Consider the following 26,097-nt stretch of genomic DNA (forward strand, 5'->3'; position numbering starts at 1 on the left):
ATAACTGTCCGGCCACCCCAAATGATCATTTCGGCGCGGTTTTTGAATCTTTGGCGCCCGCGCAGATAGTCAAATGAAAGGATGCCCGGTCATTACACGCCGGATGGGTTGAAAATGAACGAATTAAAATACTAAATCCCCTTTGATGCCTGCTTATTATGGCGTCAAAGGGGATTGCCACAATATAGCAAGCATATTGAAATATAATTTATATTATATAATTTTGTAAATTATTGATAACTACTACAAAAAATTATACTGCCATGAGAGGAGGCAAAAAACTACTCAGCCGTGTGGTATGGTTTTGTGCAGTGCTATTATGCGTGCTAGTTGCGCAAACAGCTTACCCCCAGCAGTACAAGAAGCGCTACCTCGATAAATACGAGGACCTGTCCGTACGGCTGATGAACGAAACCGGCATCCCCGCCAGTGTAATACTGGGCGTGGCTATGTTGGAATCTGCCATGGGCACCAGCAGGAATGCTAAACTGTTACACAACCACTTTGGTATCGTGGGCCGCAACTCTTTGGCCAAAAAACACGCTACCTACCGCTCCAAATACAAGGAATATCCTACGGACTCCGCCAGTTATACCCATTTTGTAAAATTGGTTACAAAAAAGAGATGGTTTTCCCAGCTAAAAGGCAATACGGAATACCCACTGTGGTTAAAGCATATGAACCATACCGGTTACAGCACTGCCGGTACGGAGTGGATAAGAAGGGTAACAAACCTGATTAAACGCTACAAATTGTATAAATTGGATGCGCAAATGGATGTTGCAATAAAACAGACATAAGCGTTTTAACCCGGGACAACAACAGATCACTAAGCGTATAAAAGAATACCACACCAATGCCTGCCAACAATAGGTCAGCCCATCCCTTTATTATCATTGCCGGTACGATGGTATGTCTGCTGGCGTTATCATTTGTACATAGCAGCTTTTCCCTGAACGGCTTTACTTTCCGCCAGGTGGATATGCTGGCGGATGTAAAGATGGACGAAAAGCCCCATCCCACGCCCAAACAGGTACTGGCTGCCAAAAAAACAGCAGATTCCAGCCAGGCAACAGGCCCCTCCTCTATACCGGAACCGGATCATCACAGCTATGACTACATGACCTATACCGGCATACAGGAGTACCAGGATACCGTAACCACCGCCCCCGGTATGCAGCATTTCCTCAATGCCCTGCAGGACCTGAAAACCGGTAAAAGGAAAAAAGTACGTATCGCCTACTTTGGCGATTCCATGATAGAAGGCGACCTTATTACCAGCGACCTGCGCGACAGCCTGCAAACACAGTTTGGTGGCGCCGGTGTGGGCTTTGTGCCGGTTACCTCCGTAGTGGCCTCTTTCCGTACCACTATCCTACATACCTTCTCCAAGAACTGGACAGATTACCATTTCCGGAACAACCCGCCGCAGAACCTGGCGCTGGGCCTTTCCGGCCATACCTTCCTGCCTGCTGCGGAAAGCTGGGCGCGTTATGCCCCCGTACACAGGCACGGCCTGGACCGGTTTGATGAAGTATATGTCTTCTACGGCCCTGCCAACGGCGGCAATGTGATCATTAACGGCAAGCCTTACACGCTTTCCGGCGATGCGCCGGTTAATGAGCTGGCCCTCCGGCAGGATACCACGCAACAATCCGTTATGCTTAAGTATGAGGGCGGCGCCCCTATGCCGTTCTACGGCCTTAGCTTTGAAAGCAGCAACGGTATCTATGTAGATAATTTTTCTTTCCGCGGCATCAGCGGTATAGAGCTGGCTAAACTGGGCAAAGGCATGCTGCAGCAAATGCAGCAACAGCATCCCTACGATCTGGTAGTGCTGCACTACGGCGCCAACGTATTATTCCGGCCGGAGTTAACAGATTACAGCTGGTACGAGCGGCCCATGCAGCGGGTAATAGACTCCCTGCGCCATACCTGGCCGCAAACCTCTTTCCTGATCGTAGGCACCGCAGATAAAGCATATAAAAAAACAGACCGTTATATTACCGCCCCTGGAGTAGCGGCCCTGCTTAAAGTACAGCACGAGCTGGCAGAACAGCATGGTACCGCTTACTGGAACCTTTTTGCGGCTATGGGAGGCGAAGGCTCCATGACGCATTGGGTAGAAGGGGATACAACATTCGCCAATAAAGATTATACACATTTTAATAGCAAGGGAGCGGCCAGGGTGGGCGCGTTGCTGTATAAAGCAATAATGGATGAATATAAGCAGGAGGTACACCCATAAAGTGAGGGTTATTGAACGTATAACAAAGTATTTGGTTTTTCAACGCTGGCTGCCCCTCTGTATGGCGGCTATGCTTGCGACTGCCAGCGTGCAGGCGCAGCATGGGCCCAACACCATACAGCAGGATACGGCCCTGAACCGTTTTTTCGCCGCCCTCCAGCAGGCAGATAGTAATGTAGTAAGCGTGCTGCACCTGGGCGATTCGCATATACAGGCAGGTTATTTTCCGGAAGCTACCTGCGCCGGGCTGCAACAGCAGTTTGGCAATGCCGGCCGGGGATGGGTATTTCCCTTTAACCTGGCAGGCACCAACGGACCGGACGATTACCGCTGGAACAGCAACGTACGCTGGCAACCGGATAAGGTGATAGACCGTCACAAAGATTACGAACCAGGCCCCGGCGGCATCGTGATCACCACGCAAAGCGCGGCGCCGGCATTGTCCTTTAACGGCCAGTCCGGCCAGGGACCGGATGATGAGGTGCATGTGGCAGAGCTGTTTTACGATGCAGGTACGGCCGGTGTACATGTAACGGCCCCGGATGCGGAGGTAGCGGTTACGCCCGTGCCTTATGCTGGTACGGAAACGCTGAGTATGGCCACCCTTACCTTCCAGGAAACGGTACAGTCCTTCCAGGCCCGCTGGGACAGCAATGGCAGCGCGCCGTTTCATTTTTACGGAGCCGTGTTGCGGAATGGGCACAACGGGGTACTGTACCACGCTATCGGTATCAACGGCGCCATGTACCAGCATTATGTAGAAAGCAGCAGTACACTGGTCTCGCAGATGCAGGCGCTGCAGCCGCAACTGGTGATCATCTCACTGGGCACCAACGAGGCTTATAGCGGGTTAAGCGCATCCGCTATAACAGAGCAGATAGACAATACCGTGCGGCTCATGCGGGAGCAGTTCCCGGAAGCCTGTTTTGTGTTGACCACGCCGCCGGAATGTATGCGCACCGCACGCCGGGCCTTCCGCAAAAAGGTGGGTAAAAAGTACCGTACCTACTACCGGATCAGCTATTACCCAAATGCGGCCATCACCATGGTCACCCAGCAGATAGTCAGCTATTGCCGCAACAACGGCCTGGCCTGCTGGAATTTTAACGCGGTGAACAGGTCCATGAAACAGGAGTTTGCCGGCGGCTGGGCGCAGGATCATATCCACTTCAATGCAAGGGGATACCAGCTGCAGGGCCGCCTCTTATCGCAGGCATTGCAGGATGCCTACAAGACATACGCAGAAAAGAATCAACAATAGCATATCCATATACAGATGATAGATCTTCAGAAACTGTTGGCCACTTTAGTGTACGATCCTAAGGATCCTGTGCTGTTCAACAGTGCATTTTTCTTCTATTACTTTGCGGTATTCCTGTTCTGCTACCTGGCAGTAGCCGGCAGCAAAACCGGCCGGGTATGGGTGTTCACCCTGTTCTCCCTGTACTTTTTTTATAAAGCCTGCGGTTATTATGTAGGATTGGTCATGCTGTCCGCCATCGTGGATTTCAACCTCTCGCGGTGGATCTTCAAAGCGCAGCAACGGTCATTACGCGTATTCCTGCTGGTCTTTAGTATCGTCATCAATATAGGATTGCTCTTTTACTTCAAGTATACGGACTTCTTCATCGGTATCATCAATGATGTAACCGCAGGTCATATCCAACCCTTGCATCTGTTGCTGCCCATCGGTATCTCCTTCTACACGTTTGAGAACTTGAGTTACACGATAGACGTGTACCGGAAGGAATTTCCGCCGGTGGATAATTTCATGGATTACCTGTTCTTCCTTTCCTTTTTCCCTAAGTTGATGATGGGCCCCATTGTGCGCGCGGCAGACTTTATTCCGCAGATCTCAAAGCCTTATACCCTTAATTCAGAGGATATAGGCAAAGGGATGTATCTCATCATCAGCGGGCTGTTTAAGAAGATCATCATCTCGGATTTTATTTATCTCAACTTTGTTCAATACATCTTTGACGATCCATCCAAACATACCGGCCTGGAGTGCCTGCTGGGCGTATATGGTTATGCCCTGGTGATCTATTGCGACTTTTCCGGTTACTCGGATATGGCCATCGGCATTGCCCGCTGGACCGGCTTTAAGATACCCCCCAACTTTGAAACGCCTTACCAGAGTGCCAACATTACAGAGTTCTGGCGCAGATGGCATATCTCCCTCTCGTCCTGGCTGCGCGATTACCTGTACATACCATTGGGTGGCAACCGTAAAGGCAAGGTGCGTCAGTATGTAAACCTGGCGCTAACAATGCTGATAGGCGGCTTCTGGCATGGCGCCAGCTGGAACTTCATCTTCTGGGGCGGCCTGCATGGCGTTGCCCTGGGCGTGGATAAGATCCGCATAGACTACCTGAAGCGTACTGGCAAAACATTCAACGGCTTTAGCAAACACCTGTTCAAAGTGCTGGGTATATTGCTCACCTTCCATTTTGTATGCTTCTGCTGGATCTTCTTTAAAGCATCCACTTTCCATGATGCCTGGGCCTTGGTACACCAGATCGTGTACGATTTCCAGCCGGCTATCTGGTTTGATCTGTACCAGGGGTACACCACCGTATTTGCCCTGATGCTGCTGGGCTTTATCCTGCACTTTGTATCCGCTGCCGGCGGACAGCATACCATGGAGCGGGCTATGGCCAAAGTACCGGTATGGGGCAATGTGGCTATCATGGTAGCGTTCATCTGGCTGTTGATCCAGGTAAAGACCACCCAGCCCATGATCCCGATCTATTTCCAGTTTTAGTACATTTGCTCCCAAATTCTGTGCTGTATGCGAACATTCAAGTGCCTGCTGGTGCTGTTACCGTTATTACTGCTGTCTGTAATTTCCAGGGCGCAATTCCTCATGGACATGATAGACACCACCACGGAACTGGGCAAGGGCATGTTCTCCATGTATAAAAAATACGATGCGCTGCGTTTCAGCGGTTATATACAACCACAATTCCAATACATAAGCAGCAAAGGCGCTAAAAGCTTTTCCGGCGGCGATTTCCCGGCGGCGGTAAATAACCGCTTCACCCTGCGTCGCGGCCGTTTACGGGTAGATTATGAGCGGCATAATGACGACGGTACACCCAGCGTACTGTTTGCCTTCCAGTTCGATGGTACGGAAAGAGGCGTCTTTATCCGCGATTTCTATGGCCGTTTCTTTGAACATAAATGGGATGTGTTGTCCATTTCCGGCGGCATGTTTGCCCGCCCCTTTGGTTATGAGGTAAACCTGGCCTCCGCAGATCGCGAAAGCCCGGAACGCGGCCGTATGTCGCAGCTGCTCATGCGTACAGAGCGGGACCTGGGCGCTATGATCTCCTTTGAGCCCCGCCGCAAAGACCACCCGCTACGTTTCCTGAAAATAGACGCTGGCCTGTTTAACGGCCAGGGCTTGTCCGGCCCTTCAGACTTTGACAGTCATAAAGACCTCATTGCCCGCATCGCCCTTAAGCCGGTAGCCCTCAATGCCAGCGGCTGGAAGCTCTCGGGTGGTATCTCTACCCTATACGGCGGCATGCAGCAGTTTACCAAATACATCTACCGTAGTGGTAACGGTCCAAACGGCCATGAAGGTTTTATGGTGGATTCTGCGGTAACAAATGAGGGTAAGATAGCGCCCCGCCATTATTACGGAGCAGATGTGCAGCTAAGGATCCCTAATAAAAAAGGTTTTACAGAGCTCCGGGCAGAGTACCTGCGCGGCACCCAAACGGCTACCGCCGCCAGCAGCGAAACACCGGGTACCATACCGGTAGATGCTATTGGCAACCATGCCCCCTTATACATTCGTAAATTTGATGGCGCTTACATCTATTTCCTGCAGCACCTGGGCAGCCCGGAGCATCAGATCGCATTGAAGTACGATTGGTACGATCCTAACCTGGCGCTTAGCGGTCACCAGATTGGCCAGGCAAATACCAACACCACAGAGGCAGATATCCGCTTCGATACCTTTGGGGCCGGTTATCTCTATTATGTGAACGAACACCTTAAAATAACACTGTGGTATGACCTTGTCAGGAATGAATCAACAGACCTGCAAGGTTATACCACAGATGTAAAGGATAATGTATTTACCTGCCGGCTCCAGTACCGGTTCTGATCATTTTACTCATTTACTGGGCACACATAACACCGCATCCGCCATCAGATCCCCCTGTACGCCATCCGGCAACGCAAGGTCTATAGTATAAGGGCTGCCGCTCTTATACTCATAGGTCCCCAGGGATATCCATTCATTAGGATGCTCTTCCAGCGCCACCGTTTCCGTTTTTTTGCCGCCTGCCGCAGTGATCGTAAAGGCGGCAGAAGGCGCTTTACCCTGCCTGCCGGTGTTATAGTAATAGATAGTATAGCGGGCATTGTGCTGCATGGGTGGTGCAAATCGCAGTGTCTTTTTATCCGTGCCGGCCGGCGCATAGGTAACAGAGGTACCATAGTTACCTGGCGCTTTGATCTTCTTCCATTCACCGGTGTGTTGTATATAACCGGCATCGGCGTCATCCACCAGTACTTCCGGTATGCTGCCGTCTGCCAGCGGGTCTTGTTTCAGCTTTTGCTGCAGCGCTGTTATATCTACCGCCTGTATGGTTTGTTTGTTATTAATGGCCATTACAGCTGCTACGGCAGATGACTGGCCCAGCACCATAAACACCGGCTCCATACGGATAGAGCCATAGGCAATATGGGTAGCGGATAAACATACCGGTACCAGCAGGTTCTTACACTCGCTGGCTTTAGGCGTCAGAGAACGGTAGGCAATAGGGTAGGGGCCAGGGGTGCCCATCTGCACATCGCCTTCATTCTTTACCATGCCGTTTACCACCACGCGTTGGCAGTTGTGGGAGTCCATAGTGTAGGCGGCCATACCAATAGCGTCTTTTACTACTTCTTTTCCCTGGCAATTAGCCTGCGTCATTACATAATCGCCTATCATACGGCGGGCTTCCCTTACATACAGCTGAAAGGACCAGTTGCCATTATCCGTATACTCATCCTTGGGGTAGCCCCATTTCAGCATCAGCTGGCGCACGCTGGCCGGCACGTGGGTATCATGCCCCAGGAAGTAGAGCAGCCCTTTGTTATAATCCTCATGTTTTTTGATGATCTGTTGGCGCTTGGCATAATCAGCCTCCGGATAATCATAGTTCATGCCTATCATGTCTGTAGAGAACGGGCCGTTATTGTTGATATCTGTTTTGTGATTAGGCATCAGGTCAAATTTCAATCCGCCCCAAAGGCTGGTCCATGGCTTTACGGCCATTACCCGCAGCACCAGTTCAAACTGGGTGGAGTCGTAGTTATCCGGCCGGGTAATGGGAATACGGTTAGCCGGATCATCCGTCAGGCAAATACGGTAGTTATAAGCCTGTACTTTTTTATCGCCGCTGCCGTGATCCGCAAGCGGCTGGGCGCTAATGCCCCATAACAGGCCGCTGGCGGGTTTGCCCGGCTCTTTATAGGGGTCAATCCCATCCGGGAACTGGTGTTTATCCAGCAGCTGCACGCCGTCGTAGGTTTCGTTATACTGGCTGTTGGCTTCGCGGCCTACGGTATAACTTACGCCGGCCTTGGCCATCAGATCGCCTTCATAGCTGCAGTCAATGAACATTTTTGCCTTAATGGTACGTTGGGCGCCGCCATTGGTGCTTTTCAGGGTAATGGATTGTATGGCCCCCTGCTGTTTTTGCGCGGCGGTAATGTAGTAGTTATACAGTACCGGCGCCTGGGCTTTCTGTATGTATTCCTTGAGTATATCCTCTGCCACATGCGGCTCAAAGATCCATTGTTCAAACTTGCCGTAGTGCATGCCTACGCGGCGGTAAAAATCCCGCGCCAGGCCGGTAATGGCGAATTTGTTGCCAATATCTGTATAGCCTAATCCGCCGCTGGTCATACCGCCCAGGTGTTTACCAGGTTCTATCAGTAATACCGTTTTTCCCATCTTTTTGGCGGTGTAGGCGGCCGTTACGCCGGCAGCAGTGCCGCCATAGATACAGATGTCATAAGTGTCCGCTTGCTGCGCGGTAGCGGGCCGGTAATGCATCATCAGCAGCAACGTGGCTAGCAGTAGGTTTCCTGTTCGTTTGCTTAGGTTCATATCAATCAGTTTTGTCGTGTTTATTTATATCCCGGGTTCTGTGTTAACGTTGGCTGCCCATTCAGGTAGCTGTTCTGAATTTCCGTTTGCGGTATGGGGTAATACTCATCCTCTCCCTTGGTAAAGATGGCCCCTTTAAGATATACTCTTTTAATGGATTCTTTAGCCAGGTAAGCATTCAATTCTGTGTCTGCAATACCCCAGCGCACCAGGTCAAAGATGCGGTGCCCCTCCATGGCCAGCTCCAGCTTGCTTTCAAAACGTACGGCTTTCAGTGCCTCCGTTTTAGAGGTCCAGGGCGTTTGATAGATCTCTACGTGATAATTAGCCGCCGGTGTGCCATCCGGCTCCTGCACATAACAGCCATTCTTGGCGCGGGTACGCAGCATATTTACATACTCCCGGGCCTTATCCGGTGAGCCTATCTCTGCTTCACACTCCGCGGCCCACAGGATCACTTCTGCCAGGCGCAACAGTTTTACGTTATTGGCCACGGCGGTAGGGCTGGAGGCGTCAGAGAACTTGCCCTGCTGCTCTTTATAGTACACATTCTTTTTAGGGCTGTAAGGTCCGGCATAGGCCTGGTTACGGATCCAGGCGGCGCCGGGGTGCGGGCCCCAGTCCAGGTAGGGAATGCCCCTGCGGCCTACCGTCCAGTCCAGCCGGGGATCCAGCGCACCGGTGTACGGCGTGAATGGCTGGTCAGAAGGAATGCCTTCGTCATTCTTCACATCCTCATTGTTATAGGTATCAAGGAATGGCAAACCATTCACATCCGTTCTATAAGAATTTACCAGGTCCTGGCTGGGCTGGAACGTACCACAGCATTTACCCGGACCGCCGGTGTAAGGGTAGTTCAGCACATCGCCGCCATTGCCATTGGCCCCTTTGGCGCCATCGTTTACAGAGGTCTGCGCTTCCAGTATGGCTTCTGCACTGTTCTTGGTATCCGGGTTAAAATTGGCGTGGTAGCAGTCATTCAGCTGGTACTTAACGCCGCGGGCGTTTTTGCCGTTTAATATCACCGCTTCTATCAATGGTTTTGCCTCCGCAAACTTACGCTGGTACATATATGCTTTTGCCAGGTAAGCGGTGGCGGCCCATTTGTTCACACGGCCTATCATATCCTGCGTTTCCGGAAGGTTATCTGCGGCATACTGCAGATCAGCTGTAATATCCGGCCATATATCCCGGTCGTTGGGGATCTTGGGATTCAGGTCCGTAACGCTGTCACTCACATACGGCACATTATTCCAGAGCTTTTTGGCTTCAAAATGATAGAAGCCCCGCAGAAAGCGCGCCTGGGCAGATACGTTCTTCTTCTCATCGTCCGTCATATCCTCCACCTTACGCAGCACCTTCAGCGTATTATTGGCCCTTACTACGCCTTCATACAGCGTGCGCCATTTGCCCAGGTAATAGTTATCAGATGGGTTGGATTCATATCGTTCTATGTTATTAATATCCGGTTGACTGCTCGGATCAGCGCCCTTATGGGCATCACCGCCGCGTATGCTGCCAAAGCTCCAGTTAGAGGCGGTTTGTTCATAGCTGCCGCCGGCGCCTATACCGTCCAGCAGCGAGTAAGCGCCTACCAGGATGGCATTTACGCCTTTTTTATTAGCCAGCGCATTTTCATCAAGGGAGAGCGGCTGTTTGTCCAGGAAACCCTTGGAACATTGCCAGTTGCAGAGCAACAACAGACCGGCGAAAAAAAGCAGGTATTTAAACAGTGCTTTCATATGTAATGATTTTGGATGGTCAGTAATTAAAAACTAAGCGAAATGCCTACCAGTACTTGCCGCGCATTGGGATAAAAACCATAATCCACGCCTTTGTTAAGATCGCCGCCGCCGGTAAAATCCGCATTCATAATATCCGGGTCCAATCCGCTGTACGAGGTAATGGTGAACAGGTTGGTGGCCTGTACATAGATCCGCAGCTGGTCTATATTTACGCGCCGTAATAAAGCAGTAGAGAAAGTATATCCAATTTGCAGGTTCTTGGCCCGCAGATAGGAGCCGTCTTCTATATAGTAACTATGCGAGATACCGTTGCTGATATTATCATTGGCATCCAGTATAGGCAGTTTCGCATTGGGATTATCCGGCCGCCAGGAGTCGTACAGCATGCGTTTGCTGCGGTTGCCGGCAAAGGTTTGAAAATCCGTATAGTATTTGGTGATATTATAGATATCATTACCCTGTGAGCCGTACAGGTACAGGTTCAGGTCAAAATGATGCCAGGCCAGGCTAATGTTAAAACCATACGTGAAATCAGGATGCGGATTGCCGATGAACGTACGGTCTGCCAGCGTAACAGAGCCATCGCCGTTCATATCCTTCAGTTTATACTTACCTACGAATTTAGCCGGGTTGTTTTTATCCATACCGGTTTGCAGGGCATGCGCCTTTACCTCTCCCTCATTTTGAAAAATGCCTTCTATCTGGTAGCCGTAGAACATAGATACCGGCTGTCCTTTCTGGGTAAGCGTAATAGTGCCATAGCGGGTGCCGCCGCTGAAGATCTGTTCTGTGCCGGAATCGCCCAGGCGCAGCACTTCATTTTTATAATGGCTGAAGGTGAGGCCGAATTCATATTGTAAGTCACCAGCCTTATCCCGGTAATTCAGACCCAGGTCAATACCCGTATTACGCATATCGCCAATATTCACAAAAGGCGCATTGCCGCGGCCTGCCAGGGCAGTTAGCTGAGGTTGCGTGAGCATGCCGTTGGTACGGCGGTCGTACCACTCCGCATTTACTTCCAGGCGGTTTTTAAACAGCGCAAGGTCTAATCCTATATTGGTCATTACGGTAGATTCCCATACCGTAGCCGGGTTGCCCAGGTTAGCCAGGTAATAGCCTATCACGGTACTGTTGCTGGTGCCGCCCAGGTCATAGTTGGAATTGCCGGGTGCTGTGCCGTATTCATAGGCATAGTTATACGCCCGCGGTATCTCCTGGTTACCGGTAGAGCCTACGCCGGCGCGCAGCTTCAGCTCATCCAGCCAGGTCACGCCTTTCAGGAAAGGTTCTTCAGAAAGCCGCCATCCCACGCTGGCTGCGGGAAAAATACCATAACGCTCTGCCGGCGCAAAGCGGGAAACGCCATCCCTGCGCAGGATACCGGTAAACAGGTATTTATCGTGAAAAGAATAATCAATACGGCCAAACATAGAGGCCAGCGCTGTCTCGGTCCGGGTGCTGGCATTGGTCTGCGTACTGGGGTCGCCGTTATTGAGGTTCCAGATTTGCTGCGAGGTGCTGAAATAATTCACCCGGCTGCCGCTCAGGTCACGGCCGTTCTCAGAAATGGCTTCTGTGCCTAGCAAAACATTCAGGGAATGATAACCCAGTATCTTCTTATAGGTAAGTGTATTGGTAAACACCCAGCGCAGGTTATAGCTGGCGTTTTCGCTAAAGGAATTATTAGCAGATGGTTCTGAATGCTCCGGGTTCAGGTAACTAAAGCCATAGCCGTTGCTGGTAGTATAGTCAATACCAAAACTGGAACGGAACTGCAAACCTTTCAGCAGCGTGATCTCTGTATAGGCATTACCAAAAGCGCGGAAACCTTTTGTCTTATTATCCTTACCTCTGTATAATAGCGCGTATGGATTAGAGGCATTACCCAAACCAGCCCCGCGGGTACCCGCAAAATTGCCGGCTATATCATATACAGGGATAATAGGCGGCAGGCGCATAGCGTTTACAATGGCATTACCTTCCCCGCTGCCATAGTTACCGCCTGTGGATTCTGTAAAAGCCACCTGCAGGTTCTCGCCAAACTTGATGTTTTTCTTCACCAGCAGCGACGTATTGATACGGGCAGAGTAGCGCTTGAAATAAGTATATGCCAATATACCCTGCTGGTTAAAATAATTAAGACCAAAAGCATAATTACCCTTATCCGTGCCGCCAGAGCCGGTGAGCTGGTGGTTCTGTATAGACGCGGGGGAGAAGATCTGTTTATACCAGTCTGTGCCCGCCTGGTTGGCCTTTACGATCTGGTTAGTGGCCAGGTCATATTTACTTTCATCCACCTGCCCCTCTTGTTTACCTGCAGGCAGTATATAATAGGGGACCACTGCATCCTGGCCGTTGCCAAACTGTGGGTGATTAGGATTGCCGTTGGCGGTTATCTGGCCGGCATTTCTAAGACTGGTCCAGGTAAGGTCAGCCCATTCGCGGGTATCCAGCAGATCCGGCCCTTTGCCTGGATACTGCATGCCGTAATAAGCATCGTAGGCTATTTTAGAGGTGCCTGCCTTGCCTTTTTTCGTGGTGATGATCACCACGCCATTGCTGGCCTGCGCGCCGTAAATAGAGGCGGAGGCGGCGTCCTTCAGCACCTGTATGGATTCAATATCATTCGGGTTCAGGCTGTTCAGGCTCTGGCTGCGGGTAGATACGCCGTCAATTACATACAGCGGCCCGTTATCATTGATAGTGCCTATACCGCGTATACGCATAGCCACGCCGGCGCCGGGTGCGCCATTACTGGTAACCGTTACGCCCGCGGCCCTGCCCTGCAGCTGCTGCCCAAAATTGCCGGCCGGTGTAGACAGCAGGTCTTTGGTATTTACTACCGCTACGGAACCGGTGATGTCTTTTTTCTGCTGCGTGGTATAACCGGTCACCACTACCTCAGAAAGCGAGCTGGTACCGGAGGATAGCGTTACATGCGCCGTGCTTTTATCCGCCGCAGGCAGCTCCCTGGTATCAAATCCAATGTATTGGAACACCAGGATGGCATTGCCATTAGGGATCTGCAAATGGTACTTGCCCTCCGCATCAGACACCGTGCCTTTGGTAGAGCCTTTTACCATCACGCTTACGCCGGGTAACGGCAGATTATCCGTAACAGAGGTAATGATGCCCTGTATCGTAGTATCGGCAGGCGCTGTGTAAGGCAAGGGGTTGCTTATACTTGCCGGTAGCGCCATTGGCAGCGGCGTGGGCGTGTAAATGGTGTAACTGTGCTCGCCATACTGTTTTACCTTCATGCCAAAAGGCGTAAGCAGGTCTTTTAATAACGCATCCAGGTTGGCGTACTGCTGTTGCGACTGCAGGTATTGTAATACTTTTTCTGCCGTTACTTGTCTCTCCGCTAAGGTCTCGCTGTCATAGTCAAATGTTACATGATAGCGCTGTGAAATGTTGGAAAGGGCGGCTGTCAGCGACATGCTTTTAACAGCGCTTTTGCGGTGATGCTGTTCCTGTGGGCGGCCGCTCCAGGAAAGATCCTGGGCCTTTACCGCCTGATGCAGGCACAGGCAGCACCCCAGGAAAAAGAGGCGCCCGGAGCATCTTGGGTAGAAGATGTTCTTCATAACTGGGAATTTTTGTTTTAAGGGATGATGATCTACCTACTTATTATTTCTCTTTTTTTTCGATGAAAACCGTATCTGCCCGTTGTATGATCGAAAGCTGATAAATGGTGCTGAGCTTTTGCAGCAGCAGTGCGGGCGCGTTAGCCGGCGCTGTGCCATTGAACCGTTTATTACTGAGTAGAACCTGCTTATCTATATTAAAATGCCATCCTTGCGTATCTGCCAGGTAGGTAAAAATATCTTCCAGCGGCGCATCCGTAAACACCAGCTGGTTATTGCGCCAGGCCGTATGCCATTGGGTATTTACTTTTTTGCGGCGTAGGCTTGCGCCGTCCGTCACCACCATTTCACCGGGCTGCATCTTTACAGCGGCAATGGATGGGTTAACAGGCGCCACCTGTACGGCCCCCTGCTCCAGCACCACTTTTAGTTGTTGGGCCTGTGTATTTACATTAAAGGAAGTGCCCAGCACCTGTATATCCCCCTGCATGCAGCGCACGGTAAAGGCCGGTGCATGCCCGTGCTTTTGTACAGTAAAATAGGCCTCACCTTCCAGCTGCACCGTATAGGGGTGGCGGCTGTTATAACGCAGGGATGATTGCTGGTTCAGTAAGATCTGTGATCCATCTGCAAACGTCACCCGCCGCATTTCCCCCGGACCGGTAGCCACCAGGTTCAGGGGCGGATTAAAATACCGGTAACTGAAAAAGCCCGCCATCAACAACACCAATACAGCCGCTGCATATTGCCAGTACGGCATTAACCTGCGAAAAGGCCGGTTGTGCTGCTGTTGCCGGAAGTCCTGTACACGCTGCCAGATCTCCTCTACTACCGCTGCATCCGTTGCTGCGGGCGCAAAACTATAATGTAACAGCAACGCCCTTGCTTCATTTACAGTGGCAGCCTTTTCCGGGTGATCCGTCAGGAATTGTGCCCAGTATGCATCATCCGTTGCATCCGGGTTTTTTACCCAGCGTACAAAATCGTCATCCAGCGCCAGGTCCCAGGCAGTATAGCTACTATAAACGGCCGTTGTTTTCATGCAGCAGCATCCATTTCAAGCACAGAGTATCCGGCGCCCGGTTTTTATCCCTCCGGGAAATAGAAATTGATTTTGTCTAAAAAAGAGGTGTTTTTTTGAATGGATACTAACGCATTGTCTCCCGCAACACTACATACAGCCACGCCAGTGCCGGGCCCGGCAATATATTCCGCAGCGTTTCCAGCGCTTTATACAGCGTTTTATAAACAGATTTTTGATCTATCTGCATCACCTCCGCTATCTCCTCATAACGGAGGCCCTGGAAAAAACGGAGATAGATCACTTCCTTTTGCCGGGCAGGCAGCTGGTTTACATAAGATTGCAGGGTGGCCAGCTGTTCTTTCTGCAGATAACTATCCAGTGCGGGCGCCTGCGAAACGGGCGTCAGTTGCAGCATGGTATCAAACAGCTCCTCTACAGGCTGTTCACGTTTGTGCTGGCGTAGTAGCTTCAACAATTCGTTACGCACGCAGCGCAACAGGTAAAACTTAACGGATTGGGGAAGCGGCAATTGCTGCCGGTGAGTGAGCAGGTAGGTAAATACATTCTGTACCGCATCTTCTGCCAGCGATCGCTCGCGGCACATCTTATAACTGTAATCCAGCAGGGTAACTACAAAATGGCGGTACAGCCATTCCAAAGCAGCGGTATCATTATCACGGGTAAACGTTTGCCAGGCAAGCCGGTCTTCTTCGCCCGGCAATGGCGGCGGGTGATGGTATTTGTTCTCGCTGGCTGACATTTACATGATGTACCTCTGATGATGAATCAAACGCCTAATATACATTTTCTCATCAGCAGATTAGCACATCAGCACATTATCATTCCCGCCCGGTATCCAGCGTAAAGCCAAAAGTGGAGCCTATTTCAGGTTTACTGCGCACATTAATGGTTTGTTTATGCGCCTCTATGATATGTTTTACAATGGCCAGGCCCAGTCCGGTACCGCCTATATCACGGCTACGGGCCCTGTCTGTACGGTAAAAACGTTCAAAAACACGGGGCAGATGCTCTTCCGCAATGCCAATGCCATCATCAGAGATCTCTATGAGCACCTGTTTATCATCCATATTGTATACGCTGGCAATGGTATGCCCATCAGCCTTACCGTATTTAATGGAGTTATCTACCAGGTTCATCATCACCTGCCGTACCTTCTCCTTATCGGCCTGTACCACCACCGGGGCTTCACAGCCTTTTTTGATATTGAACTTAATACCCTTGGTATTGGCTTTCAGGGAAAGTGTGTCAAAAACATCCTTGATCATCTCCTGTATCACAAAGCTTTCCTTGTTAATGGTCATCTCGCCGCTTTCCAGCTTGGAGATCTCATCCAGGTCGTCTAGCAGGTGACAGAGGCGGTCAATGTTCTTGGTCGCATTCTTCAGGAATACCTTGTTCACGTTCGGGTCTTCAATAGCGCCATCCAGCAGCGTATGTATATAACCCTGCACCGCAAATATGGGCGTTTTCAGCTCATGGCTCAGGTTCAGCAGGAACTCCTTACGGAACTCCTCATTCCGCCGCAGGATGTCCAGCTCCTCCTTTTTCTGGCTGGCCCACTTCTCTACATCCTCGCTTACCTCGTCAATGGTTTTCAGGGGCAGTATGTTCTTGTTAAAGAACTCTTCCCGTTTAGACGCCTTGGTCTGGTAAATGAACTTGTAGATGAGTTTTATTTTCCGGTAAATGAAGTTCTGTAACGTATACAGGTACAGGTAATAAGATACCAGGAAGGTAAGGATAAAAGCGGTCAGCATTACCTGCCAGCGCCCGTCTGCAATTAAACTACCCAGTGCTATTACCGCAGAAATAATCAGCGCTGTAAATCCCGCCAGCTTTTGCGGGGACAGATTCTTTGCTTTAAACATACTCCAAAGTGAGTAATTATTGTAATACCGGGAAATTAAGCTAATTTTTTTACTTGACATAAATAAGCTAGCTATTAGCCATTGGCTATTAGCTTTTAGCGCCGCCGGGCAAACATATTGGCGCCTATCGTTGAAATAATCAAATGTGAAGCATACTACTAAAAGCTAAAAGCTAACCGCTAACAGCTTACATTTCAAACTTGTAACCTACGCCTTTAACCGTAGTTACCAGGTCAATACCTATCTTCTGACGGATCTTGCGGATATGCACGTCAATGGTACGGTCGCCTACGATCACTTCCGTGCCCCATACCTGGTTCAGGATCTCGTTCCGGAGAAATACGCGGCCAGGTTTGGATGCCAGCAGCTGCAGCAGCTCAAACTCTTTCTTAGCCAGTACGATCTCCTGTCCTTTATAGGTAACGGTGAACTTTTCGCGGTCAATGATCAGGTCCCCCAGCTGCATCTGCATTTCTTCTGTCTTATGCAGGCGGCGGAAAAGGGCATTAATGCGGCTTACAAGTAATTTGGGTTTGATGGGTTTTGCGATATAGTCGTCGGCCCCCATATTCAGGCCGTCAATTTCAGACTTTTCATCGTTCAGGGCTGTCAGGAACAGCACCATGGTATCTTTGAATTCAGGTATCTTTCTGATTTCCCGGCAGGTATCAATGCCGTTTTTATTAGGCATCATGATGTCCAGCATAATAAGATCGGGGCGGAAGATCTTGGCTTTCTGGATAGCTTCGCTACCGTCTTTGGCAGTCACAGTATCATATCCTGCAGATTTCAGGTTGTAACTGATGATTTCCAGAATGTCCAACTCATCATCTACCACTAATATTTTACCTACTACCGCTTGGTCTATCATAAATACGCTTTTATTAAGATGGCACAAAATTAATCAGCGCCCGGGTTAAGTTAACATTATATAATTGTTAACACGATGTTCGCGGAGCTTTGGTACACTGCAAGTTACGAATAATTAAGGCGATCGCTCAGCCTGGCCAATGGGTTAGATATAGTTATTTGGCATCATTCGTATGCTTGTGATTGCCATCCCCATTTTTACTATACAACCGGCTAATAGCATGGGTGATCTCATTAAGCATTTCCACCTGCGTTTGTTGCAGCTCCAGCACGTCCTGTTGCTGCCGCATAATAAGGTGGTCCATCTTCTCATGCAGGATCCTTACTTCCAGCTCTGATTTCAGGTTGATCATATAATCGTTCTTGGCCCGTTGCCGGTCCTTTTCCTCCTGGCGGTTCTGGCTCATCATGATCAGGGGCGCCTGCAGGGAAGCAATGCAGCTCAGGATCAGATTCAGCAAAATGAAAGGGTAGGGGTCAAAGCCCTTGTTGATCAGCCAGAACACGTTCAGGGCCATCCACAGCAGGATAAATACCATGAAAATGATAATAAAGGTCCAGCTCCCGCCAAAATCCGCGATCTTATCCGCCAGGCGCTGCCCGGTACTGAGAGGCGTAGCTTCCGCGCTTTCCTCCAGCTTATCGGTCAGGGTCTCATGGTCCCGCATCTTTTCCATCACGGTCTTTTCCAGCTCCGTTAGTTCCCCTATCTCCCGGGAAAACAGGTTTTCAAAATACCGCTGCCGGTAAAGGTTCAGTTCCGAAATAGACAGGCTGCATCTGTTATTAAAACCCGGATGCTCTTGTTTGATAAGTTCCAGCAGTTCCTGCCGGATAGCATGAAAGGATACTTTTTCTGTGGCGGGGAAATGCCGGCCGGAGATATCACTGACAAATGTTTGCATAATTGCCGCGTTGGTGTATATCACTAAGGTAAGGGCAAATGAGGGATTGACAGGCTCCGAAAGGCTTAAAATCACCTTAATAACACTCATAACACCATTACGCCCCACCCTCCACCCCCAAAACCTGGCGCACAACGGCTACACCGCCTACCTCTACATCTCTTGCGTTCTCTGGCCTTGCCGGGCAGGATTCAAAACGGTCCTTTGGCTAGCGTGCCCCGCTTGATGCCGCCCGGCAAAGAAACCACCGCTGCTACGCCCTCCAACGCCCCATAGTCATCCCAACAGCCAGGCGCAGACCGTTTTCGAACCTGCCCGGCATGGAATAGCACCTGCCCGCCGTGAAACAGCACCTGCCACGAAACAGCACCTCCCGGCACGGGATAAAAAAACGGCAAATTCCCCTTCCAGCAAGGCATTTGCGAATTTGGTCGTAAATTTGCTATAAGGGAAAGCGAAAAGTACATTTATAAATGAGGAAATTTTTTATACTCTTATGCCTGGCGGTTGCTCAAACCGGCTGGGTATATGCACAGGGCGAGCTGAAAGTGGACATTCCTATTGGGCGCCTGGGTTTTCACGAAAACATAGACAAGGAACAGGCTGCCGCCGATAAATTCGATGGTAAGGCAGATGATATGATAAAAGTATCTGATGATCAGACCCTGAATCTCCAGGTAACGAACGCCATCACAAAGCAAGTAGATGATATCCAGCTGGATATAGAAAGGGATACCCTGCTTGATCACCGGCTCAAGATCAAATATCTCACCGGCCTCTATGCTGTATTGCATGACTATAACCTTAAACGCGCCTACCATAAGATAGACGCCGCAGAAGCCCCTGCCATCATACAGGCCTACCGCGGTATGATGCACGCGGATATAAAGGGTCAGAGCATACTGCCCATCGCCAGGGACTTGTCCTTCAGCGCCGGCGAAAAACTGATAGAGGTCTACCACGATAACCCGGGTTATAAAGAAGCCAGGGGCATCCTCTTCTCCAAATACGCTTTCAGCAACCTGGAAACTGTAATGGCAGAGATAGGCCAGTACCTGGAATACCAGGTCACAGACTCCGTGATTGCCGCCGTAGCCCGTAAGTACCCCAACCAGGTGCTTACCTACGCTACTTCCTATACGCCGGTAGCCACCGCCATCAAAAAGAACCCGGATCCCATCGTACAGCTGATCGTTAAGATCGGCAACTCCGGCCAGTCTACCCGCATTCTGCCATTCATAGATGAGCTGATAGAAGGTTCCATGAGCATAGACTCCCTGGAAGGGATCGTAGATAGCGACTACCCGTACTTTAAACAAATGGTAAAAACCTCCATCATACTGCAGCAGAAGAAAAGCAGCGGCCAGAACCCCCTGGGTATGAAGGCCATGATGGATAATATGAAATCCCGCTCCCTGCGCTATATCCGCGAGGTGAACGACCTGCACGAAGAACCGGCCAATGTGCGCTTCCGCGTGGTAAAGGACTTTACGCCGGAAGAACTGTATTACCTGATCGTAAACGGTCAGGAAGAGCTGTTCACCTCCAGCTATACTAACCATAACGATGCCGGCATGTACGACCAGATGATGCTGCGCATGAAACCTGCCCGGGGCGACAGCCTGCTGATGGTAGTAGGGTTTGACCGTTTTAAGAAATTCATCGCCATGGCGGCGGGTTTTAATACCCTGGATCATTTCCTCAAATCCATGGCCCCGGAAAACGCTAACTACCTCATGAAGAAATACGTGAGCAGCCTGGAAAAAACAGAAGACCTGGAAGACGCGGTGGACGTAGCCAACTCCTTTGGCAGTATCCGCGACCCCAAGCTGCTGGATTTCCTGCGGGAAGAAGTGAAAAAGAACTATGTATTTGTATCCAAAAAGAACGATAAACGCGGTAAGGTGATCTATGAGCTGCTCTCCAGCCTGTTTGATACAGAAGCCGGCAAGGGCAACGACTCCACCAAAGCTACAGATATGGCCACCAGGCTTAAGCTGCCGCCGGTGAACTATGTAGACTTTAACGGCCTGCTCAGCGACAGCGGCCGCATCTTCCAGCAGGTATTCTTCTATGGAGATAAAGACGGCCAGGAATCCTACGCCAGCTTTATGACCAGCTTTACCGGTGGCGACTGGAAAGTGAGCAAAGGCCAGTACTGGACCACCATCGTTTCCCTGAAAGGCAAACCCATTACCATTTTCGCCAACCTGCCGCTGAACGAGCCGGAAGATAAGACCGCCATCGAAAAGCTGAGCGAGTACCTGGACGAAAAAGACATCCACCCCACGGTATTCATCCACCGCGGGCATAGCTACCACGTAAACACCACCATGGATAACCTGCAAAGCTCTGCCAAGATAGTAGTGCTGGGCTCCTGCGGCGGCTACCATAACCTGGCCACCGTACTGCAGAAATCCCCGGATGCGCATATCATCTCCTCCAAACAGGTAGGTACCCGTTTTGTGAATGAGCCCATCATCCGCACCCTGGAAGATGTGATCCGCAGCGGCAAGAACGTAGACTGGGTGAATATGTGGGCTGTGCTGAGCAAGCGCTTTGCCGGCGATGCCCGTAACAAAGAGCTCTTCAGCGACTATGTGCCCCCGCACAAGAACCTGGGCGCTATCTTTATCAAGGCATACAAACAGATCATGAAAGACGATAAATAAGTAGCTATTAGCTGTTTAGCCGCTGGCTGTTAGGAGATTAGCAATCACTAATGGTCAGCGGCTAATTATTTAACCCCCGCTCCAATCACTAACTGGCTAACGGCTAACCGCTAATAATTATCTTTGCCTCATGGAGAATTTAACTATCAAGCGGATTTTTGACTTCAGTTTGTTGCGGCGCCTCTTCAGTTTTGCAGTTCCCTATAAACGCTCTTTTTACCTTTCCATGGTGTTAACCATTGTGCTGGCGGTACTGTCGCCCCTGCGCCCTTACCTGATCCAGGTAACCGTAGATAAGTACATTGCCGGGCGCTGGATGCAGATGCTGGTGATCATCACCCTGGTGCAGATAGGGTTGCTGCTGATAGAGACCGTGGTCCGTTTCTTTTTCTCCTACCTCACCAACTGGTTGGGCCAGTCCGTGGTAAAAGACCTGCGGGTAACCGTTTACAACAAGGTGGTACGGCTAAACCTCGCCTTTTTTGACCGCACCCCCATTGGTACCCTTACAACCCGCACCATCAACGATATAGAAGCCATAAATGATGTTTTTTCTGAAGGCATCATCTCCATTGTGGCAGACCTGCTGATGATCGTAGCCATCCTGGCAGTGATGTTCATCGAGGATTGGCGGCTTACGCTCATCAGTCTTTCCCCGTTCCCCATATTGATCATTGCCACCTGGATGTTCAAGGAAAGCGTGAACAAATCCTTTCACCGCGTAAGGAATGCCGTAGCGGCCCTGAACGCCTTTGTGCAGGAGCATATCACGGGCATGGTGGTAGTACAGGCCTTTTCCGCGGAAAAACGGGAATACGCCCGCTTTAAACAGATCAATAAGGATCACCGGAATGCCAATATAGACGCCATCTTCGCCTACTCCGTTTTCTTCCCCGTAGTGGAAATTATCCTGGCCATTTCCCTGGGTCTCATGGTATGGTGGGGCGCCAACAAAGTGCTCAGCTACGAAGTAACCCAGGGCGTGATGATCGCTTTTATCATGTACCTCAACCTGCTCTTCCGCCCCCTGCGGGTGCTGGCAGACAAGTTTAACACCCTGCAAATGGGCATGGTGGCCAGCGAGCGCGTATTTAAGGTGTTGGACAGCGATGATCACATCCCGGACAACGGCAAGGAAAAAGCCGCCAATATGCAGGGCGATATCCTGTTTGATCACGTATCCTTTGCCTATACGGAAGACCGTTATGTGCTCAAAGACATCAGCTTCCACGCCAAACCGGGGGAGACCATCGCCATTGTAGGGCATACCGGCTCCGGCAAAACCACCATCATCAGCATACTGAACCGCCTGTACGAGATCCAGCAGGGCCAGATAAAGCTGGATGGGATCAATATCCGGGATTATGCCCTGGCAGAGCTGCGCAGCAGGATAGGGGTGGTGCTGCAGGATGTGTTCCTGTTCTCCGGTTCCATTTACGAAAACATCACCCTCCGTAACGCAGCCATTTCCCGCGAGCAGGTGGAGCAGGCAGCCCGCCTTATTGGCATGCACGAATTCATTATGCAGCTGCCCGGCGGCTACGACTACCAGGTAATGGAACGGGGCAGCACCCTCTCCCTGGGTCAGCGCCAGCTGATCTCCTTTGTGCGGGCGCTGCTGTACAATCCCGCTATCCTCATCCTGGACGAGGCCACCTCCTCCGTGGATACTGAATCAGAGATGCTGATCCAGCAGGCCATCGACAAACTGATCGCCGACCGTACCTCCATCGTGATCGCCCACCGTTTAAGCACTATCAGCAAAGCCAGCAAGATCATTGTGCTGGATAAGGGCGAGATCAGGGAAATGGGTACGCATGAGGAGTTGCTGAAACAAGAAGGATTTTACTACAAGCTGCATAGCATGCAGTTCAAGAAGACAGTAAATATGTAGATATGGACGTAGTGGCGCCGCGGATATAGGATTTCTTTAATAAGATCCTGGGCCTTGAGCAGAAATATATCTCATTTAAGTAATAACTGTGTACCACCAACGCCGTTCCGCTAAAACGGGACGGTTTTTTTATGCCGGAGAGGCCCGTGGCAGCACAAATAATGTTATAGTTAAACGCCTGTAATTCCATTAGTTAACTATATACGCTCGTTTTTTTCCAACGCGGCTTCGTTTTGAGTTAAAATCGATTATCTTTGCGCAAAATTTCAGAAAACGGTGATTTCCTGCAATCTGTTCAAACATAGTCTGATAGCGCTCTTACTAGCCCTAAACATAATTGGTGTTAGCTCTGTAGCTTATGCCCAACATCCTGGAGAAGAATCAACAAAAGATGCTGAAGTTCGGCAAGAAAAGGATGGGGCGGAAGCTGCCGGCGAAAAAAAGAAAGGATTCGACGCTAAGGAAGTGATCCTGGGCCACGTAAAAGACGCCCATGACTGGCATTTAATGGACTTTGGTAGCACCCCTGTTACCTTACCCCTGCCGGTGATCATCTACAATAAAGAGAGAGGCCTGTCTGTATTCTCTTCCTCCAGGTTCGAACATGGCCACGCCGCTTTTGATGGCTACCGCCTGATAAACAGCCACTACCTGCACGAGAAAGGCCTGGATCCCAATAAATACCTGGAAGGAAGCGTGGTCGCTGTAGACGGCAACGATAACCTTACCGGTGAAACGATCTACGACTTTTCCATGACCAAGAACATCACCTCTATGCTCATAGCCGCCATCCTGCTGGTGGTGCTGATGCTGAATGTAGCTAAGGCGTACAGGATCCGCGGTTCCAAACAGGCGCCCAAAGGCTTCCAGAGCCTGATGGAGCCGGTGATCATCTTCATGCGCGATGAAGTGGTAAAACCCAATATCCCCGGCAAACACTACGAAAGATTCACACCCTTTATATTAACAATATTTTTCTTTATCCTCATTAATAACCTGTTGGGCCTGTTACCCGGCTCTGCCAACGTAACTGGCAACCTGGCAGTAACAGCGGCGCTGGCGATCATCAGCTTCATCGCCATCCTGTTCAGCTCCAACAAACATTTCTGGGGGCATATCTTTAACCCTCCGGTACCCTTGGGCGTAAAATTCATCCTGGCGCCGGTGGAGCTGATAGGCGTATTCACTAAGCCTATCTCCCTGATGATCCGGTTGTTCGCCAACATGCTGGCCGGTCACATTATTATCCTGAGCATTATTTCACTGGTATTTATATTTGGTTCCCTGAATAAAGCGGCCGGCTACGGCTTCTTACCCATCACCATTGTATTCAATATCGTGATGATGATGCTGGAACTGCTGGTGGCCTTTATCCAGGCTTTCATCTTCGCCAACCTTACGGCCGTGTTCATCGGTCAGGCTATGGAAGGCGCGCATGACGAGCACCACCACTAAAATGTAGCACCCGGACAGCGGGCCGATGGTATACAACCTTTGCCAACGACCAGCGCTGCCGGTTACAGATTGCGGACTAAAACATTCATTAATTAAATACATATAACAATCATGGCTCTTTTAACAATTTTAATGCAGGCTACGGATGCTGCTGCTGTTGCCGCTGCTTCTGCTGCTGGTCTGGCTAAAGCTGGTGGTGCTATTGGTGCTGGTATTGCTGCTATCGCGGCTGGTATCGGTGTAGGTAACATCGGTAAAAGCGCGCTGGAATCCATCGCTCGTCAGCCCGAAGCTGCTAACGACATCCGTGCAAACATGATCCTGGCTGCTGCGCTGGTAGAGGGTGTTGCCCTGTTCGGCGTTATCGCAGGTCTGTTGGCAGTTGTGCTGTAAGCCAAAAACTTATTACTGCATCCGGCGCACAGGGCAAAGGATGCAGTAATTGTATTACAGCACATGTAATACATCAACCAGTAAATCAGTAATTTAAACTATACATCATGGATCTGTTACAGCCGGCCTTAGGCTTGTTTACCATTTCATTCATAATATTTCTCATCGTTTTCTTCATCCTGAAGAAATTCGCATGGAAACCCATCCTCTCTACCTTAAAGGAAAGGGAAACCTCGATCTCCGAATCCATTGCTGCAGCAGAAAGGGTAAAGGAAGAAATGGCGCAGATGAAGGCAGAGCATGAGCATGTACTGGCAGAAGCTAAAGCAGAAAGGAGCAAGATCCTGAAAGAAGCCAAGGAAGCAAAAGACCAGATCATCAGCGAAGCCAAGACACAAGCACAGGCAGAAGCCAAAAAGATCATTAACGAAGCGTACACCGCCATCGAAAACCAGAAGATGGCTGCCCTCACCGACGTGAAAAACCAGGTAGGTTCCCTCGTGATCGAAGTGGCAGAGAAAGTGCTCCGCAAAGAACTGTCCGACAAAACTGCCCAGGAACAGTATATCAAACAACAGGCAGAAAGCATTAAATTAAATTAACCAATGTGCTAATATGCTAATGTGCTAATTACTTAGAATACTTCTTTTTCATTAGCACATTAGCATATCAGCACATCAGCACATTAATAAATTATGCAAAATCCCCGTTTAGCATCCCGGTATGCAAAGTCTTTGGTGGATCTGGCCGTAGAAAAAGGCCAGCTGGAAGCGGTGCACGCAGACATGCTGGTACTGCAACAGATCGCCCAGGGCAACCGCGATGTAACGAATTTGCTGAAAAGCCCGATCATTAAACCGGACAAGAAACAGAAGATACTGGCCGCCATACTGGAAGGTAAGGTAAGCCCCATCATCACCGCTTTCATCAACCTGCTGGTGGTAAAGGGCCGCGAAGGCAACCTGCCGGAGATAGCCACTGAATTCCTGCAGCAATACAATAAGCTCAAGAACATCAGCAAGGTGAAGATCACCACCGCCGTACCCCTCGATCCTGCTATCCTCGGCGCCATCAAACAGAAAGTGGCCGCCGGTACTGATAGGATCGTGGAAATGGAAACGGCCGTGGAACCTGATTTAATAGGTGGTTTCGTATTAGAAACAGATGATAAACTGTTTGATGCTTCCATTCAGCGTGATCTGAAGGATATCAAAAAACAGTTTACCGAGAACATCTACGTTCCGGAAATTAGATAAAACATTCACAGCAGCCGCTGCGTACACGCAAAGCTGTTGTC

General features: G+C 50.2%; 19 protein-coding genes. 11 read left to right on the forward strand and 8 right to left on the reverse strand.

All coding sequences use genetic code 11. The features are described from left to right. Positions 1-263: 263 nt before the first annotated feature. From F0L74_RS06535 to F0L74_RS06555, 5 genes are read left to right on the forward strand one after another with little or no spacing between them, the layout of a single operon-like run. Entirely contained in the window at positions 264-800 is a 537-nt protein-coding gene (locus tag F0L74_RS06535; protein ID WP_149836998.1) for a glucosaminidase domain-containing protein, read from the forward strand. A 56-nt stretch (positions 801-856) separates the two neighbouring features. Continuing rightward, positions 857-2,248: a GDSL-type esterase/lipase family protein gene (locus tag F0L74_RS06540; RefSeq protein ID WP_149836999.1), complete on the forward strand. Its 1,392-nt coding sequence runs from the start codon at positions 857-859 to the stop codon at positions 2,246-2,248. A gap of 31 nt (positions 2,249-2,279) precedes the next feature. After that, positions 2,280-3,509, forward strand: coding sequence for a GDSL-type esterase/lipase family protein (locus tag F0L74_RS06545; protein WP_188315877.1), 1,230 nt, complete (start codon positions 2,280-2,282; stop codon positions 3,507-3,509). A 15-nt stretch (positions 3,510-3,524) separates the two neighbouring features. Then, positions 3,525-5,012 (forward strand): MBOAT family O-acyltransferase, encoded by a 1,488-nt coding sequence (locus F0L74_RS06550; protein ID WP_149837001.1) that lies wholly within the window; start codon positions 3,525-3,527, stop codon positions 5,010-5,012. Between the two features lie 27 nt (positions 5,013-5,039). Further along, the gene (locus tag F0L74_RS06555; RefSeq protein ID WP_213086902.1) at positions 5,040-6,365 is read left to right on the forward strand and encodes a putative porin; all 1,326 of its coding nucleotides are present in this window, start codon (positions 5,040-5,042) and stop codon (positions 6,363-6,365) included. A 9-nt stretch (positions 6,366-6,374) separates the two neighbouring features. Here the strand turns inward: F0L74_RS06555 and F0L74_RS06560 are convergent, their stop codons facing one another. The 8 genes from F0L74_RS06560 to F0L74_RS06595 all read right to left on the reverse strand — a co-directional run bounded on the left by F0L74_RS06560 (position 6,375) and on the right by F0L74_RS06595 (position 18,386). Next, a complete protein-coding gene (locus F0L74_RS06560; RefSeq protein WP_246197635.1) occupies positions 6,375-8,363 on the reverse strand; it encodes an FAD-dependent oxidoreductase in 1,989 nt (662 codons plus the stop codon). Positions 8,364-8,383: 20 nt separating this feature from the next. Next, on the reverse strand, positions 8,384-10,105 hold the full coding sequence (locus F0L74_RS06565; protein ID WP_149837002.1) for a RagB/SusD family nutrient uptake outer membrane protein: 1,722 nt from the start codon (positions 10,103-10,105) through the stop codon (positions 8,384-8,386). 26 nt (positions 10,106-10,131) lie between these two features. Next, complete coding sequence (locus F0L74_RS06570) at positions 10,132-13,698, reverse strand: SusC/RagA family TonB-linked outer membrane protein (protein ID WP_149837003.1); 3,567 nt, start codon at positions 13,696-13,698, stop codon at positions 10,132-10,134. A 43-nt stretch (positions 13,699-13,741) separates the two neighbouring features. Further along, entirely contained in the window at positions 13,742-14,740 is a 999-nt protein-coding gene (locus F0L74_RS06575; RefSeq protein ID WP_149837004.1) for a FecR family protein, read from the reverse strand. Positions 14,741-14,846: 106 nt separating this feature from the next. Beyond that, the gene (locus F0L74_RS06580) at positions 14,847-15,482 is read right to left on the reverse strand and encodes an RNA polymerase sigma factor (RefSeq protein ID WP_149837005.1); all 636 of its coding nucleotides are present in this window, start codon (positions 15,480-15,482) and stop codon (positions 14,847-14,849) included. 79 nt (positions 15,483-15,561) lie between these two features. Next, positions 15,562-16,611, reverse strand: a complete 1,050-nt coding sequence (locus F0L74_RS06585) for a sensor histidine kinase (protein ID WP_188315878.1) — start codon at positions 16,609-16,611, stop codon at positions 15,562-15,564. A gap of 187 nt (positions 16,612-16,798) precedes the next feature. After that, positions 16,799-17,482, reverse strand: coding sequence for a response regulator transcription factor (locus F0L74_RS06590; RefSeq protein WP_149837007.1), 684 nt, complete (start codon positions 17,480-17,482; stop codon positions 16,799-16,801). A 154-nt stretch (positions 17,483-17,636) separates the two neighbouring features. Further along, positions 17,637-18,386: a DUF1003 domain-containing protein gene (locus F0L74_RS06595; RefSeq protein ID WP_149837008.1), complete on the reverse strand. Its 750-nt coding sequence runs from the start codon at positions 18,384-18,386 to the stop codon at positions 17,637-17,639. A gap of 473 nt (positions 18,387-18,859) precedes the next feature. Between F0L74_RS06595 and F0L74_RS06600 the strand changes: the two genes are divergently transcribed. From F0L74_RS06600 to atpH, 6 genes are all read left to right on the forward strand, one after another. Continuing rightward, positions 18,860-21,058 (forward strand): hypothetical protein, encoded by a 2,199-nt coding sequence (locus F0L74_RS06600; protein WP_149837009.1) that lies wholly within the window; start codon positions 18,860-18,862, stop codon positions 21,056-21,058. A 130-nt stretch (positions 21,059-21,188) separates the two neighbouring features. Continuing rightward, a complete protein-coding gene (locus tag F0L74_RS06605) occupies positions 21,189-22,952 on the forward strand; it encodes an ABC transporter ATP-binding protein (protein WP_149837010.1) in 1,764 nt (587 codons plus the stop codon). A 276-nt stretch (positions 22,953-23,228) separates the two neighbouring features. Then, entirely contained in the window at positions 23,229-24,407 is a 1,179-nt protein-coding gene (gene atpB, locus F0L74_RS06610; protein WP_149837011.1) for a F0F1 ATP synthase subunit A, read from the forward strand. 111 nt (positions 24,408-24,518) lie between these two features. Continuing rightward, the gene (gene atpE, locus F0L74_RS06615) at positions 24,519-24,800 is read left to right on the forward strand and encodes an ATP synthase F0 subunit C (RefSeq protein ID WP_188315879.1); all 282 of its coding nucleotides are present in this window, start codon (positions 24,519-24,521) and stop codon (positions 24,798-24,800) included. A gap of 107 nt (positions 24,801-24,907) precedes the next feature. Beyond that, positions 24,908-25,402: a F0F1 ATP synthase subunit B gene (gene atpF / locus F0L74_RS06620; protein ID WP_149837012.1), complete on the forward strand. Its 495-nt coding sequence runs from the start codon at positions 24,908-24,910 to the stop codon at positions 25,400-25,402. A 93-nt stretch (positions 25,403-25,495) separates the two neighbouring features. Beyond that, positions 25,496-26,056 carry an ATP synthase F1 subunit delta gene (atpH, locus tag F0L74_RS06625; RefSeq protein WP_149837013.1) on the forward strand — a complete coding sequence of 187 codons (561 nt, stop codon included), beginning with the start codon at positions 25,496-25,498 and terminating at the stop codon, positions 26,054-26,056. The last annotated feature ends 41 nt before the right edge of the window (positions 26,057-26,097 follow it).

Origin of the sequence: Chitinophaga agrisoli (assembly GCF_008386695.1) — a bacterium.
GTDB classification, from domain to species: Bacteria; Bacteroidota; Bacteroidia; order Chitinophagales; family Chitinophagaceae; genus Chitinophaga; species Chitinophaga agrisoli.

What these genes read in the sequence shown, in the direction of transcription:
- F0L74_RS06535 (WP_149836998.1), top strand. Translation starts at nt 264, where the DNA reads ATGAGAGGAGGCAAAAAACTACTCAGCCGTGTGGTATGGTTTTGTGCA.
- F0L74_RS06540 (WP_149836999.1), top strand. Translation starts at nt 857, where the DNA reads ATGCCTGCCAACAATAGGTCAGCCCATCCCTTTATTATCATTGCCGGT.
- F0L74_RS06550 (WP_149837001.1), top strand. Translation starts at nt 3,525, where the DNA reads ATGATAGATCTTCAGAAACTGTTGGCCACTTTAGTGTACGATCCTAAG.
- F0L74_RS06555 (WP_213086902.1), top strand. Translation starts at nt 5,040, where the DNA reads ATGCGAACATTCAAGTGCCTGCTGGTGCTGTTACCGTTATTACTGCTG.
- F0L74_RS06560 (WP_246197635.1), bottom strand. Translation starts at nt 8,363, where the DNA reads ATGAACCTAAGCAAACGAACAGGAAACCTACTGCTAGCCACGTTGCTG.
- F0L74_RS06565 (WP_149837002.1), bottom strand. Translation starts at nt 10,105, where the DNA reads ATGAAAGCACTGTTTAAATACCTGCTTTTTTTCGCCGGTCTGTTGTTG.
- F0L74_RS06570 (WP_149837003.1), bottom strand. Translation starts at nt 13,698, where the DNA reads ATGAAGAACATCTTCTACCCAAGATGCTCCGGGCGCCTCTTTTTCCTG.
- F0L74_RS06575 (WP_149837004.1), bottom strand. Translation starts at nt 14,740, where the DNA reads ATGAAAACAACGGCCGTTTATAGTAGCTATACTGCCTGGGACCTGGCG.
- F0L74_RS06580 (WP_149837005.1), bottom strand. Translation starts at nt 15,482, where the DNA reads ATGTCAGCCAGCGAGAACAAATACCATCACCCGCCGCCATTGCCGGGC.
- F0L74_RS06585 (WP_188315878.1), bottom strand. Translation starts at nt 16,611, where the DNA reads ATGTTTAAAGCAAAGAATCTGTCCCCGCAAAAGCTGGCGGGATTTACA.
- F0L74_RS06590 (WP_149837007.1), bottom strand. Translation starts at nt 17,482, where the DNA reads ATGATAGACCAAGCGGTAGTAGGTAAAATATTAGTGGTAGATGATGAG.
- F0L74_RS06595 (WP_149837008.1), bottom strand. Translation starts at nt 18,386, where the DNA reads ATGCAAACATTTGTCAGTGATATCTCCGGCCGGCATTTCCCCGCCACA.
- F0L74_RS06600 (WP_149837009.1), top strand. Translation starts at nt 18,860, where the DNA reads ATGAGGAAATTTTTTATACTCTTATGCCTGGCGGTTGCTCAAACCGGC.
- F0L74_RS06605 (WP_149837010.1), top strand. Translation starts at nt 21,189, where the DNA reads ATGGAGAATTTAACTATCAAGCGGATTTTTGACTTCAGTTTGTTGCGG.
- atpE (WP_188315879.1), top strand. Translation starts at nt 24,519, where the DNA reads ATGGCTCTTTTAACAATTTTAATGCAGGCTACGGATGCTGCTGCTGTT.
- atpF (WP_149837012.1), top strand. Translation starts at nt 24,908, where the DNA reads ATGGATCTGTTACAGCCGGCCTTAGGCTTGTTTACCATTTCATTCATA.
- atpH (WP_149837013.1), top strand. Translation starts at nt 25,496, where the DNA reads ATGCAAAATCCCCGTTTAGCATCCCGGTATGCAAAGTCTTTGGTGGAT.